Source organism: Parasediminibacterium sp. HNIBRBA5674 (assembly GCF_056745525.1).
Genome location: NZ_JBQWIE010000006.1, coordinates 64,698 through 78,851, shown reverse-complemented (window position 1 = coordinate 78,851; position 14,154 = coordinate 64,698). Strand labels below are relative to the sequence as shown.

Genomic DNA, 14,154 nt, shown 5'->3' with positions numbered 1-14,154 from the left:
ATTTCAAATCCGCTACCATAAAATTCTTCGTAATCATTGCCAAACATTCGTGTAATTCGTGCAATCATTTTATCCCGATAGCTATCGGGACGTGTAATCAAAATATATGTCAAAAGGAACTGTTTATTTAATACCTACTTTTTTGCACGAAGATGCTTTAGAAGTATTGCCTGCTTATTTGCTAGATGCTGTTAAAAACTGCTCTGTATTTTTTGTAGAAAACGAAAAATCTGCCCGTAGGTATTTAAAAAAGCTGTGGCGAGAAATGGTGATAGACGACCAACAATGGTTTGCCATACACAAGGCAGAAACAGAAGTGCAGCAAGCGTTTAAGCAATTATTGCTACAAGGTAAAAACATTGCTATCATTAGCGATGCAGGCTGCCCAGGTGTAGCCGATCCGGGACAAATATTGGTAAACGTAGCGCAGCAAAATGGTGCCGTGGTAAAGCCTTTGGTAGGCCCAAATTCTATTTTACTAGCCTTAATGGCTAGCGGTATGAATGGGCAACAATTTCAGTTTAACGGCTATTTACCCATAGATAATTTGGAGAGAAAAAATGCCATTAAAAACCTAGAAAACTATTCAGCTAAAAACAATTGCACGCAAATTTTTATAGAAACGCCATACCGTAACAATCAGTTAATTAAAGAATTATTGGCCGCTTGTAAAGACACCACACAGCTATGCATTGCTGTAGATATTACAGCGCCTTCAGAATTTATAAAAACTAAAACCATTGCCCAATGGAAAAAGGAAAGCGTTGATATTCATAAGCGTTTGGCCATTTTCTTGTTGATGGCGTAATCTAAATAATCATGTAAATCATTCCTATCATTTTAATCAGTGGTCTATATTTGCGGTTCAACATTTACATTGATAATGCAAGACTTACGCAATAATTGGACACTTCAGGAAATTCATGATATCTACAACACACCATTGCTTGAATTGGTGTTTAAAGCTGCTACTTTACATAGACAATACAACGATACAGCAGAGGTACAAGTGTGTACGTTGTTAAGTATTAAAACCGGTGGTTGTAGCGAAGATTGTTCATATTGCCCTCAGGCAGCCCGCTATAGCACAGGTGTAGATGTACAAGCGTTGATGAAAAAAGAGGATGTACTTGGCTATGCACAAAAAGCCAAAGATGCTGGTAGCACACGCTTTTGCATGGGTGCAGCTTGGCGTGAAGTACGTGACAATCGTGACTTTGACCGTGTGCTAGACATGGTAAAAGGTGTAAACGAATTAGGCATGGAAGTTTGTTGCACATTGGGTATGCTTACCGAAAGTCAGGCAGAAAGACTGGCAGAAGCTGGTTTGTATGCCTACAATCATAATTTAGATACAAGTAAAGAACATTATAGCGAAATTATTACCACACGTACGTACGATGACCGCTTACAAACATTAGACAATGTGCGTAAAGCTGGCGTTACCGTGTGTTGTGGTGGTATTATAGGCTTAGGCGAAACGCATGAAGACAGAATTAAAATGTTGCACACGCTTAGCAATATGCCTGAACATCCTGAAAGTGTGCCTATTAATGCATTGGTAGCTATAAAAGGTACGCCATTAGAAAACAACGAGAAAGTGGTGGTTTGGGATATGATTCGTATGATAGCTACTGCACGTATTTTAATGCCTAAAACAATGGTGCGTTTAAGTGCTGGTAGAACTGATATGAGTGTGAGCGAACAAGCTATGTGTTTTATGGCTGGCGCTAATTCAATTTTTGCAGGCGATAAACTATTAACTACACCAAATCCAAGCTTTGACGAAGACAATGCCATGTTTGAATTATTGGGTTTAAAGCCAAGAAAGGCATTTAAAGAAGAAAAGCAATATTTAAGTGAAATGGTAGAGGCATAAGGTCTCTATCATAAAGGAATAGCAATAAAATTTCAATTACCATTTTAGGTAACAAAGCAGCTTAGTGCCAATTCTTGCTCTTTTTGCAAGTAGGCTAGAAGGTTGTTGAATTACATTTAGTGAAATTAACCGCTCTGTGCTAGCTTCAATTAATATTGGAAGAGGTATTTTTACTACATCATCTTTTAGGTCATATCTGCCAATTTCTTGCCTTGTGGCAGTCATTAGAATAATTGTTTTTTTGCCAGCCAAATCTGAGCTGGTATTTTCATTTTTATAAGTAATACAAAAGGCTTCTTTCTGTTGCTTTTTGGTAATAGCAATGGTATCTACAACCGCATTAGCCCCAAGTTTATAGCACTGTTTTTTAAATGCAATTTGCCAGTAAGGTATGGCAGTTGTGTCTTGTGCTACCATTATTTTAGGCAAAATAAAAAGGCCTGTCAATAACATCGTGGCTATAAAAAATTGCTTCTTCAGCGCATCGATATTATTGCAGGCCCTTTTTCTCATGTTGCTTATTCTACTTAATCTTTAATCACTTTATAGCTTTGAACGCTGTTACCATCGTTCACTTGTACAAAGTAACCGCCTTTTGTCCAAGCCTCGGTATTTACTTGTATCGTACCAGAAGCTCTTGTGGTAAAGATTTTTCTTCCAAGAACGTCTGTAATAACAATGTCTACAACTGTTGTAGGTACATTGTATCTTATGGTTAATAGATTTTTAACTGGGTTTGGCGTAATTCTTACATTGCTGCTTTCGCCATTAAATACTACTGAAACAACATTGCTTAAACCAGTTTTGCCATCAGCATCTTTTTGTAACAAACGGTAGTAGTATTTAGTGTTGCTTACTACTGCACCATCGTTAAAGCTGTAAGTATTAGCACCTGTGCCTTTACTTGCTACAAAGCCAATAGTGGTAAATGCTGTACCATTAGTGCTACGTTGTACATCAAAGCCTACATTGTTTATTTCGTTTGATGTAGACCATGTTAATAGCACACTATTTTTCTCAGCAGTAGCATCAAAACTTAATAATGATACTGGTAAAACAGTTGTACCATCTACTAGAATATAGCTACCAAAACCAGTAGTGGTAATGGTGTAAGCGATAAAGCCATTTGCAGTTCTTTGGTCATCTACTGTAGGCTTAATTAATACACTATTGTTTGAGTTTAAGTTATCGCTAGGTGAAGTGCCATCTTTAATTTTAATTATTTTCAAAGTGGTAGCACTTGGCCATGCAGCAACTTCTGCAGTGGTAAAGTAAATAGTTGTTGTGTTTGCTGTAGTATTATCGGCACTTGTAGGTGCTAGCTTAATTACTTTTCTACTTCTTAAGAAGGTACTTGTACCACTTGTAATGTTCAATCTATCGATACCAGCCTCAGTAATAAATGCAACCAGATTACTTACGCTTGCAGAAAGGTTTTTTACTGTGGCAATAATATTATCGTTACTAGTGCTTTTAAAGTAGTTATTGATGCTTGTAGTATTATCTACGGCAAATGCATAGCTACTACTAGCAGTAGTTTCTACTTTTGTGTTATCGCCAGTAAGTACTACATCATCAATGTTTAATCCAGGATCGTTACCTGCTGAGTTGTCATTTTCCCATTTGAAGCCTAAGTAAAAACTTGAGTTTGATAAATTTGTAAGTGAGCTAGAAAGTATAGCAGTACCAGATGTAATACCTGCAAGACCTACGTATGGGCCACCAATTGCTGTAGGAGAACCAAATGTTGAAGTGGTAGAATGTAATACAGATCCAAAGTCATACACACCAGTGTTATCTGCCTCGCCATATACTAAATATTTAAAGCTTAAGCTTAAGTTTTTATACCCAGATGCGTTAATAAGTGGTGTTCGATAGATAGAAGAACCATCTACAGTGGCTGTGTAGGTGTTTGGTTTGCTTGAAGTATTATTAGTAATATGCAAACAGCTACCAGTACCGCCAGCACTACCGTTGCTGCTTATTGTAAATTTATTTGTAGCGCCAGTACTATTAATACTTCCCCAACCTGATGGTGTAGTTGCAAAATCTTGTGTTAATAAAGTAGTTGTATTTTGCCCTACTACTACATAATCATCATCTTTTATGGTAATTGTTAAGCTTTGCCCATTAGTACCAGCCGTAACGCCACTACCAGAAATGGTATAGCCCAATACAATGGTTCTATCGCCATCGTAGGCGGCATTATCAAATATTCTTACATAAAAGCCTTGAGTGGCATCATTATTTGCAAATGTTACGCCGTTAGCTGATAATTGATAGTCTTTACCACTTACAGCCGTACCGCTTTTTGTAAAAGTTATTGTGGCGCTTCCTGTGGCAATATTTTCTACATTTATTGATAGTGGGATGTCTCTATATCTTACAGTACTACCTGTAGTGCCTGCTTCACTAACAGCTAAACTACCACTACAAAGCGAGAAACTTATTTTATTACTACCTACTGGCATATAAGCGCCAACAGTAGATGTTGGTAAAGTGTTTCTTCTAGGGCTGTTTAATAATACGGTTTGCATTCTATCTACTTGGTCTGCTGTAAATGTATTTAGTATATTGTCGTCGCAATAATCCATGTAGTTTTCAAACATTTCATCGGCAGTGCCGCAAGTATTAGGTTTTGGATGGGTAGGCTTACCATAATTGGCTTCAAAATGTAATGGTGTATCGCCACAATAATCATCAGAACATGGTGCAGGGTCTTGGTCGCCCCAAATATGACGCAAGCCTAAAAAATGCCCCATTTCATGTGTCATGGTTTTGCCTAAAGTATAAGGGCTACTGATGCCACAATCACTTGCAGAAAAAATACTGCCTACTGTTGTTGGGTCAATGGCTAAACCTGCTTTAGTAGCGGTTTCAGTATTATCTAAGCCGTTTAATGTAGAAGAACCAGGAAATGTTGCAAAACCCAAAATACCTACACCAGACATATCTACTAGCCAAATGTTGATGTATTTTGTAGGATCCCAAATAGAGTTAGGTTTTATAGTAGCATCTATATAGGTATCTGTATAGGGTGGGGCGGTCCAGCTTTTGGTACTACGGCTAATACGCTCAATACCTGGTTCTGCTAATGTATTGCCATTTTTATCTTTTGTTGCAAGGGCAAATTGTATACCTGAATTGGCCGAAACAGCATAAGGACTACTTGACAGGTTGGCGTAATCTTTATTCAATTGTAAAATCTGCGCTTGAATACGAGCAGCTGAAATATTATTACCACTACCTACTGCTTCTCCATTGTATACTATGTGAAATATAACTGGCAATGTGTAGTTTAATACCGGCACTTTGTACTGGATACCAGTTTTTTTAACTTTGTGCTGTTTTACAAGTGGTTGTAACCATTGCTCAAATTGCTTATCAGTTTCTAAATTGGGCTGCAGGGCTCGTATGGCTTTAATATGCTCAACAGTGTAGCAGCGCTTTACCTTGGTATCAGTTTTTTGGTTTTGCGCAGCGCCTACTATTACATGCCCAATAAGCAGGAGGGTTAAAATTTGTTTCATGTCAGTTATTTGGTAGCTTTAAAAGTAGGGTTAATACCTAAAAAGTTAGTGAATAGTATATTAACATCGGTAAAAATGAAAAAAATACAATTATATAACTCCATTTGTGATAATTTGTTAATACTGCTAGGCTTATGGTAAGTAAAAAGCCCTTAAAAGGGCTTTTTTTAAATATTGTAATCATATAATAGTGTAGCACTTATCTCTTCCAGCCCCATTCTCTTTTTACACCTTTATATGTATCAGGATAATTGGCTTTTATTAAAAGCAATAGGGCTTTTAATGCTTTAGTTAAGTGTTTTTTAAGTTCGTTTTTAGTAGCTACTTTACCACTTACTGTACTATCTATGGCATTAGCAGCATCTAGTGAGGTTTTATAACTAGCAGCTATACTTGCCCAAAAGGTTTTGCCATATTCTTCATTATCAAAACCATCTTTTGTAATAGCTGCTTGCATAAGTGGTAGGGCTTGTAACCTACTATTAGCATCTTTTGGTAACCTATAAGTGTTGCTTTCTTTTACAATACCATACCTACTAAATTCTGGTATAGCATTGGCTTTTTTAAACTTCTTTTCTATATATACTTTTACTTCGGTTACGGCTGCATCTATTTCCTTATTTGCTTTTCTAATATTATTGGTTAATGAGGAGCGACCTTTACCAGTATCTTGCCGTTGGGTAAGTACGGTACGATAGGTTTGTACAGTGGTAGTAAATTCAGGTTGGGTTATCCATAGCAACGTAAAGTTGGGATTGCTAGCCCAAGAAGCTACCACAGCTTCTACTGTGTGTAAAAAATCAACATCTTTTTTAGGAATATTGGAGCTATTGCTAGATGAAGCGCCACTGGTACTTGCTCCGCCTGTGCCAGGTGTAGCATCTGGCTGTAAGTGTTTTTTAATAATAATCACGCGTTTATTTTTTAAATGTATACAAATGTACTAGTGTACAGGTTTCTATATTTTGGCAAAAAAATTTTATTAAATACTTGTGCAATAAACTCTTTTGCTTAAAAACACCTTAAATGCAATAATTGTTTTAAAAGAAGTAGCTAAAAATATCCACTTAAAGAGTATTTACTAGTTACATATGTCGGGTGGCTTCCACCTAAGGTATATTTGCTTGTTACATGTATCGGGTGGCTTTTATTAAAAGCATATTTGCTAGTTAGATATGTTTAGTGGCTTCCACCTAAGGCATGTTTACTGGTTACATATGTGGGGTGGCGTCCGTCTAAGGCATGTTTGCTAGTTACATACGTCGGGTGGGTTTCACCTAGGGCATGTTAGTTTTAGATATTTATAAGTTAATATTTATGTAAGGCATACGTGTATCACACAAGCTTATACAATGTAGTTTTAAAGCTATTTAGTATTAAATAATGCTTCAAGTAGCTTATTACGGCTATTTTAAATCGGGCATTAATACTTCGTTGTCTTTAATCATAAATGCGAGCCTGTAATAATCTATATTTTCTGCTACCCATGCGTCTTTTAATTTCCATTCTCTAAAGGTGTCGTTACTTATTAATAGGCAATGTTTAGATTTTACGTATTGTATTATAAACATATCGGCAGAGTTTTCTGGTGGGGCTACTAAGTATTCTGCCATTTCGGTCAGTATCTTTATTTTTTCTATGTCGTGTATTTTCTTTTTTAGCGAAGCGTCTACTATAATAGCAATTTCGGTAAAGCCCTGCTGTTTTAAAAACTGTACCATGGTAATTAAATTACTTATAGATGGAATGGCATTGGGCTGTCCATTACTATTGTGTGCCACATTGCTACCATCTAGCACTACCATACGGTCTTGCATTTTGTTTATTTGAAAAAACTCACCATCGTGGTCGTAGTCACCATATTTTTTTAGTTGCTTATTGGTACTTACAAATTGGTTAAATACTTCTTTATCGTTAAACTGTTGTGTAAACCATGCTGGTAGTTGGTTGGTATCGGTGTATTTGTATTCGCTAAGGCTACGTTGAAAAACATCGTACAATTTATTAAGCGATAAGCGCTTGCCTTGCTCTATTTTAGATAGAATAACCATCAGTAAGCGTTCATCAAAAGTATTGGTATCCTCGCCTACATGACGTAGCTCTATGTAGTTTGTAAGGTCAGCACTGTCTCTTATTTTGCATTGTAGCGCCAGTTCTAGTTCATCGTAAGTTCTAAAGCCGCATTGCAATGCTTGGTTGTAGGTAGCAAAATCTGGAAACATTAATTCTGTGGCCACATTAAGCATATGCAGGTTGGTAAATCCTTTTTCTAGTGCGGTTTTAAAAGCGTCGTATTTATCAAAGCCATTAGCAATGGCAAATTGGTACAGCTTGTAGGCATCTGTAAGTGCTTCAAATTCGGGCTTTACTATTTGGGGGTTTGCTTGTAGGTATTGTGTAAAATCGTCAAAACCCTTCATAAAGCCTGTTAGCTTTATTTTTTCTAAGGTTTCTTTTTCGGCAATACCAGCTTGCTGCACCAGTTGGTAATCCTCGTATTTTTTGTAACCTGCTTGTAGTGCTTGGTAGTAAGTATCAGCATCTGGAAAATGGTTGGTAGTGGCTATATGGTAATCTTCTAGTTTACTAAACCCTAGGCTTGGGTGATCTAGCAGTATTGTATTGTGCATTACAGCAAAACTGGTAGTAGCATCGTTTGTATTGGTAATGCAAAATATGCTACTTAGATTGTTGTGGGTAATGTAATTGGTAAATTCGGTTAAGGATGCAAAGCGCATTCTATTAGCCGCTTGCAACAGCTCAACTTGTGTGTAGTGTAGCGATAGATGTTTCATGGTTACTGCTTGTTTTTGTTGTATTAATCTATGTTAAAAGATTTTTTTACTGCTAAAGGTGCATCTACTGGTAATGTTTCTATCTTATTACTTATAAGCTGCTCTACATCTTTGGGTATAAATGTACCAGTACATATAATAGGTATGCGTTGCTGTGCCAATGATGGATTATTGGTTATGGTGTCGGTTATTTTTTGCCAGCTTTCATCGTTTATTATTTGCATGTAGCGGTAATAATCTAAAAAATGCTGCCTAGAGGTTTCTCCCATTAGTACATGAATTGGCAATTGGTTTACCTCTTTTCGTTTTGCTATAAACTGTAAAATATCATTTTTTTCTATTTCTGATTGCAAGGCTGCAGCTGCTGGTTGTACTTTTTCAGTAAAAAATGCAATACGCTTAGCATAATCTTGACTTTGTTGGCAAAAGGCAGTCCATTCATCTACCAATTGTCTAAAACTACTACCAACTTGCTTAAAAAAAGCTTGCAATAGTTTCAGCTCATTTAGGGTACAAACCCCAATAGCAGGTATTTCTAGTAGTAATGTTAAATACCCATGATCTGCAGTTATTGCCTCTGGTTCGTGTGGGTCATAATAATTTAAGTTGGCACCAAACTCTCTGCCAGAATAATGTAAGCTCACAACAGGAATTGTATAGGGTGTATTTGTATTTTCAAAGGGAAAAAGCATTGCCTCTGTCATAGTAATGCGCCTAACATCTTTACTAGGTTTTAAATCAACACTTGAAGTAATGGACATAGTGCTTACTTGCGGTTCTGCCGCCAAATCTTTAAATACATCCATTCCATTTACTTTGGTTGCTTCAACTATGTCATTAATGTATATTTTAAATATGTCATTAACATTGGCTTCTATTTTTCTAAAAGCGCCTATTTGATGTGCGGTTTTATTTTTGGTAGCATTATAATTTTTGTACAGGATGCTTATTTTTTGCAATGCGTCTACCATTTCCTTGTTTTTTTCGTCACTATCATTTTTTGTAAAATAGTCTACAAGCATTCCTATTTTTACTTTAAACCCAGCGCTTTTAAAAATTTGGTCCGAAAAAATATAAAATTCGGTATCACCTACAATAGCTATTTCATCGCTTAATAAATAAGCGGTACGTAACAAGGTTGATAAATCATTCAGGTTTAATAAACCTGTTATCATATTAATGTTAGAAACCTTCATACTTCACTAGTTTTTGATTGCGTAAATTAATGACAACACATTATTAAACAAGCACGACATGCTAATTTTATTATTTTTAAATAGGGCTTATACATCTAGGTAAATATTCATTAAGTGGCTAGTCTTTTCAATTAGTCATTCCCCTACCTTTGCGGCTCAAAAAAAGGGATGTTCTTTGCTGCATTAAATTGTTGTTGTACAAGTGTACGACGCAATAGGCTTACAACAAAGGGCTAAAAGCTGGTTTCAAGAAAACAAAAAATCACACAAACAAAATAACAAAGCGTTATGGCTGACTTAAAATTTCAGAGAAACTTTGGTATTGCCGCTCACATTGATGCGGGTAAAACCACAACTACCGAGCGTATTTTACGCTATACCGGTATGATTCACAAAATTGGTGAGGTACACGATGGTGCTGCTACCACTGACTGGATGGAGCAAGAAAAAGAGCGTGGTATTACTATTACATCTGCAGCTGTTAGCTGTCAGTGGAAGTTTCCTACCAATAAAGGTGTTGCTGATGCAAACACAAAGAGCTACTATTTTAATATTATTGATACTCCAGGTCACGTGGATTTTACTATTGAAGTAGAACGTAGTATGCGTGTTTTGGATGGTTTGATTGCTTTATTTAGTGCGGTTGATGGTGTTGAACCACAATCTGAAACTGTATGGCGCCAAGCTAACCGTTATAAAGTACCACGTATTGGTTTTGTAAACAAAATGGATAGAAGTGGTGCTGACTTCTTAATGGTAGTAAACCAAGTTAAAGAAATGTTGGGCGCTAATGCTGTGCCTTTACAATTACCAATTGGTGCTGAGGATGATTTTACAGGTGTGGTGGATTTGATTAAAATGAAAGGTATTATCTGGCATATGGAAACAGAAGGTATGACCTTTGACGAAATTCCTGTACCTGCTGATATGGTGGATGAAGCGAACGAATGGAGAGCTAAATTGGTTGAAAGCGTTGCTGAATACGATGACAATTTAATGGAGAAATTCTTCGACGATCCTAATAGCATTACAGAAGATGAAATGCACGAAGCAATCCGTAAGGCTTGTATCGACTTAAGCATTGTTCCAATGATGTGTGGTTCTTCTTTCAAAAATAAGGGTGTACAAACTGCACTAGATGCTGTTTGTCGTTACCTACCTAGCCCAGTAGATGTTGATGATATCTCTGGTACTAACCCTGATAATGGTGAAATTGTAACTAGAAAACCAGATGCAAAAGAACCTTTTGCAGCTTTGGCTTTTAAAATTATGACCGATCCTTTCGTTGGTCGTTTGGCTTTCTTCCGTTGCTATTCTGGTCATTTAGATGCTGGTAGTTATGTTTTAAACGTAAGAAGCGGTAAAAAAGAACGCATTAGCCGTATTATGAAGATGTTTGCTAATAAGCAAAATCCTGTAGACTTTATTGAAGCTGGTGATATTGCCGCTGCTGTAGGGTTTAAAGAAATTAAAACTGGTGATACGTTGTGCGATGAGAAATTTCCTATCGCTTTAGAAAATATGTTCATTCCTGAACCGGTAATTGCAATTGCTGTTGAGCCTAAAACTCAGGCAGACGTTGATAAAATGGGTATGGCTATTGCTAAATTGGTTGAGGAAGATCCTACATTACGTGTAAACACTGATGAAGATTCTGGTCAAACTATTTTACGTGGTATGGGCGAATTGCACCTTGAAATTATCATTGACCGTTTACGTCGTGAGTTTAAAGTAGAAGTAAACCAAGGTGCGCCTCAGGTTGCTTACAAAGAAGCATTTGGTATTACCGTTACACACCGTGAAATTTTGAAAAAACAATCTGGTGGTCGTGGTAAATTTGCTGATATTCAATTTGAGTTTGGTCCTGCTGATGAAGATTGGATGAAAGAAAATGAAGGAAAATCATTCCAATTTGTAAATGATATTCATGGCGGTTCTGTTCCTAAAGAGTTTCATGCAGCTATTCAAAAAGGCTTCGAAATGTCAATGGGTACAGGTATTTTAGCTGGTTACCCAGTTAATAATATGAAAGTAAGAATATTTGATGGTAGCTACCATGATGTGGATAGTGATGCGATGAGCTTTGAACTATGTGCAAGAAGTGCATTTAGAGAGGCTGGTCGTAAAGCAAAACCAACCTTACTTGAACCTATTATGAGGGTAGAAGTATTAACGCCAGATTTATACATGGGTGATGTTACAGGTGATTTAAATCGTCGTCGTGGCATGTTAGAAGGTATGGATAGCAGAGCTAACCTACAAGTTATTAAAGCTAAAGTACCATTGAGCGAAATGTTTGGTTATGTAACACAATTACGTTCGTTATCCTCTGGCCGTGCATCTTCTACAATGGAATTTTCTCATTATAATAACGCACCTAACAATATTGCTGAAGAAATAATGGCAAAAAATAAAGGCAAACTAAAAACTGAAGATTAATTCAATTTCAATGAAGTTAAAAGCCCTGTTCGTTACTGAACAGGGCTTTTTTGTATATCAAATTTACCCAAAATATTTCTGCAAACAAAAATTAGGGAAATCCCTGTACTTTTTTAGGAAAATCCCCGTGAATTTTTAGGGAAATCTCTGTTGATTTTAGGGAAATCCCTAAAATTTGATATTTAAAATCAGTTTATGTTTGCACCATCAAGAACTCGTAGAGCCAATCTCTCTGTTCTGTAAATAATACTGGGGGGTATTTTTTAGGGGAGTGAGTTCATCACTCCCCATCTTTTAAAGCGGTTTTGGTTTATATAGTTACAAAAAAAATCCCCGATTATTTCGGGGATTTTCTATTTTAATTAAAAGCTTCTTTTACTCTTTCAAAAAAGCTTTTATTATTTTTATCAGGCTTCGGTTTAAAGTTGTTACTATTATTTAGCTTCTCTAAGATTGCTTTTTCCTCGCTAGATAAGTCTTGAGGCGTCCAAACATTTACATATACCAATTGGTCGCCTTTGGCATAGCCTTGGACTTCTGGAAATCCTTTGCCTTTTAAACGGAAAATTTTACCACTTTGCGTACCAGCTGGAATTTTAATTTTAGCTCTACCATCAATGGTTGGTACTTCTGAGGTTGTACCAAAAGCTGCATCTGGGAATGATATATGTAGGTCGTAAGCAACATTTAATCCGTCACGTACTAATTCTGTATGTGCTTCTTCTTCAATTTGAATAATCAAATCACCAGGTGCACCACCTCTTTCACCAGCATTACCTTTACCACTCATGCTTAATTGCATACCTTCTTGCACACCAGCAGGTATGTCTATGCTAATTGTTTCCTCCCCAAATACTCTGCCTTCTCCTTTACAGCTACCACATTTGGCCGTAACAGTTTGTCCCTCACCGTTACAAGTAGGGCAGGTAGTTACTGTCTGCATTTGGCCTAAAAAGGTGTTAGTTACACGTTTCACCTGACCATTACCACCACATGTTTGACATGTTTGTACACTATTCTTATCCTTTGCACCACTACCAGCGCAAGTATTACAAACAACATTCTTTTTAACCTTCACATTTTTAGTAACGCCTTTCGCAATTTCCTCAAAAGTTAGCTTCATTTTTATACGAAGATTGCTGCCACGTTGGCCTCTTTGTCTACTGCCACCGCCTCTGCTACGTCCGCCGCCACCACCAAAAAAGCTACCAAATCCTTCATCACCAAAAATATCGCCAAACTGACTAAAAATATCCTCCATATTAGAGGCACCGCCTCTGCCTCCTCCGCCAGTGCCTGGACCAAATGCTTGGTGCCCAAAGCGATCATACTTAGCTTTTTTATCAGCATCACTCAGTACCTCGTAGGCTTCTGCTGCTTCTTTAAATTTATCCTCAGCTGCTTTATCACCAGGGTTTCTATCTGGATGGTATTGCATGGCTGTTTTGCGGTATGCTTTTTTAATTTCATCCGCAGAAGCGCCTTTGCTTACGCCTAATATTTCATAAAAATCTCTTTTCGACATAGTGTGATAATCTGCTAATTAATAATTTACTTCCCTACAACTACTTTGGCAAAACGAACAATCTTATCATTCAAATAATAGCCTTTCATTACTTCATCTAAAACTTTTCCCTTTAGTTTTTCTGTTGGTGCAGGAATTTCAGTGATGGCTTCGTGTTTCTCTACATCAAAATCTGTATTAATACTTTCCATTACTTTAACACCTTTTGATTGTAGCGTGCTGCGTATTTTGTTAAATACTAATTGTATACCTTCTTTTTGCAACTCAATATTATCGCTAGTTTGTAATTGTTTTTCAGCACGGTCACAATCGTCTAATACATCTAGTAAGCTTACCACCACATCTTTACCTGCAGTTTGTATTAGGTCTAGTCTTTCCTTGGCAGTTCTGCGGCGAAAGTTGTCAAATTCGGCCATTAAACGCAAATACTTATCCTTTTGCTCACTAATCTCGTCCTGTAGTTTTTGCAATTGGTTTTCTTCTTCTACTGGTTCGTTCAAATGTGTAGAGCCTGCTGCATTTTCGTCAGCATTTATATTCAAAGTGTCGTTAATTGTGTCGTTTTGCGTGTTTAAATCTTTTTCTTCCATAATTTTCGATTGTTGCTTGTATTGTTCAATTTTTTTGCCACGTGTAAAAAGGGGAAAATTTGGCAGTCCTTTTTTGAATAATTTTAATTTCATAATAGTATACCAATTATTTACAACTGTAAATTAAACAGTATTTACACGGTAATTCTGCTTAAGCTAATAACAAAAAAACCTCGAAATATTTCGAGGTTTTTGTATAG

At 36.7% G+C, this 14,154-nt stretch carries 10 protein-coding genes; 3 read left to right on the top strand and 7 right to left on the bottom strand.

Annotation, left to right across the window (positions count from 1 at the left end; all coding sequences use genetic code 11):
- Nucleotides 1-106: 106 nt before the first annotated feature.
- Nucleotides 107-808 (top strand): SAM-dependent methyltransferase, encoded by a 702-nt coding sequence (locus tag ACT9TX_RS04750; RefSeq protein ID WP_481337076.1) that lies wholly within the window; start codon nucleotides 107-109, stop codon nucleotides 806-808.
- Nucleotides 809-883: 75 nt separating this feature from the next.
- Nucleotides 884-1,879 carry a biotin synthase BioB gene (gene bioB / locus ACT9TX_RS04745; RefSeq protein ID WP_481337075.1) on the top strand — a complete coding sequence of 332 codons (996 nt, stop codon included), beginning with the start codon at nucleotides 884-886 and terminating at the stop codon, nucleotides 1,877-1,879.
- Between the two features lie 36 nt (nucleotides 1,880-1,915).
- Here bioB and ACT9TX_RS04740 read toward each other — a convergent pair whose 3' ends face one another.
- The 5 genes from ACT9TX_RS04740 to ACT9TX_RS04720 all read right to left on the bottom strand — a co-directional run bounded on the left by ACT9TX_RS04740 (nucleotide 1,916) and on the right by ACT9TX_RS04720 (nucleotide 9,400).
- Nucleotides 1,916-2,296 carry a hypothetical protein gene (locus ACT9TX_RS04740; protein WP_481337074.1) on the bottom strand — a complete coding sequence of 127 codons (381 nt, stop codon included), beginning with the start codon at nucleotides 2,294-2,296 and terminating at the stop codon, nucleotides 1,916-1,918.
- Nucleotides 2,297-2,406: 110 nt separating this feature from the next.
- On the bottom strand, nucleotides 2,407-5,409 hold the full coding sequence (locus ACT9TX_RS04735) for a M43 family zinc metalloprotease (RefSeq protein ID WP_481337073.1): 3,003 nt from the start codon (nucleotides 5,407-5,409) through the stop codon (nucleotides 2,407-2,409).
- 199 nt (nucleotides 5,410-5,608) lie between these two features.
- Nucleotides 5,609-6,322 carry a hypothetical protein gene (locus tag ACT9TX_RS04730; RefSeq protein ID WP_481337072.1) on the bottom strand — a complete coding sequence of 238 codons (714 nt, stop codon included), beginning with the start codon at nucleotides 6,320-6,322 and terminating at the stop codon, nucleotides 5,609-5,611.
- Between the two features lie 493 nt (nucleotides 6,323-6,815).
- A complete protein-coding gene (locus tag ACT9TX_RS04725) occupies nucleotides 6,816-8,204 on the bottom strand; it encodes an NYN domain-containing protein (protein WP_481337071.1) in 1,389 nt (462 codons plus the stop codon).
- A gap of 23 nt (nucleotides 8,205-8,227) precedes the next feature.
- Nucleotides 8,228-9,400 carry a hypothetical protein gene (locus tag ACT9TX_RS04720; RefSeq protein WP_481337070.1) on the bottom strand — a complete coding sequence of 391 codons (1,173 nt, stop codon included), beginning with the start codon at nucleotides 9,398-9,400 and terminating at the stop codon, nucleotides 8,228-8,230.
- Nucleotides 9,401-9,688: 288 nt separating this feature from the next.
- Between ACT9TX_RS04720 and fusA the strand changes: the two genes are divergently transcribed.
- Nucleotides 9,689-11,839 carry an elongation factor G gene (gene fusA, locus ACT9TX_RS04715; RefSeq protein ID WP_481337069.1) on the top strand — a complete coding sequence of 717 codons (2,151 nt, stop codon included), beginning with the start codon at nucleotides 9,689-9,691 and terminating at the stop codon, nucleotides 11,837-11,839.
- A gap of 358 nt (nucleotides 11,840-12,197) precedes the next feature.
- On the opposite strand, the gene dnaJ is transcribed toward fusA, so the two are convergent.
- Nucleotides 12,198-13,364, bottom strand: coding sequence for a molecular chaperone DnaJ (gene dnaJ / locus ACT9TX_RS04710; RefSeq protein WP_481337068.1), 1,167 nt, complete (start codon nucleotides 13,362-13,364; stop codon nucleotides 12,198-12,200).
- Between the two features lie 26 nt (nucleotides 13,365-13,390).
- Nucleotides 13,391-14,047, bottom strand: a complete 657-nt coding sequence (locus tag ACT9TX_RS04705) for a nucleotide exchange factor GrpE (protein WP_481337067.1) — start codon at nucleotides 14,045-14,047, stop codon at nucleotides 13,391-13,393.
- Nucleotides 14,048-14,154: the final 107 nt, after the last annotated feature.

Bases quoted from the DNA above. Each gene is read 5' to 3' on its own strand.
- ACT9TX_RS04725 (WP_481337071.1), bottom strand. From the start codon at position 8,204: ATGAAACATCTATCGCTACACTACACACAAGTTGAGCTGTTGCAAGCG.
- ACT9TX_RS04750 (WP_481337076.1), top strand. From the start codon at position 107: ATGTCAAAAGGAACTGTTTATTTAATACCTACTTTTTTGCACGAAGAT.
- ACT9TX_RS04720 (WP_481337070.1), bottom strand. From the start codon at position 9,400: ATGAAGGTTTCTAACATTAATATGATAACAGGTTTATTAAACCTGAAT.
- dnaJ (WP_481337068.1), bottom strand. From the start codon at position 13,364: ATGTCGAAAAGAGATTTTTATGAAATATTAGGCGTAAGCAAAGGCGCT.
- ACT9TX_RS04735 (WP_481337073.1), bottom strand. From the start codon at position 5,409: ATGAAACAAATTTTAACCCTCCTGCTTATTGGGCATGTAATAGTAGGC.
- ACT9TX_RS04740 (WP_481337074.1), bottom strand. From the start codon at position 2,296: ATGGTAGCACAAGACACAACTGCCATACCTTACTGGCAAATTGCATTT.
- fusA (WP_481337069.1), top strand. From the start codon at position 9,689: ATGGCTGACTTAAAATTTCAGAGAAACTTTGGTATTGCCGCTCACATT.
- ACT9TX_RS04705 (WP_481337067.1), bottom strand. From the start codon at position 14,047: ATGAAATTAAAATTATTCAAAAAAGGACTGCCAAATTTTCCCCTTTTT.
- bioB (WP_481337075.1), top strand. From the start codon at position 884: ATGCAAGACTTACGCAATAATTGGACACTTCAGGAAATTCATGATATC.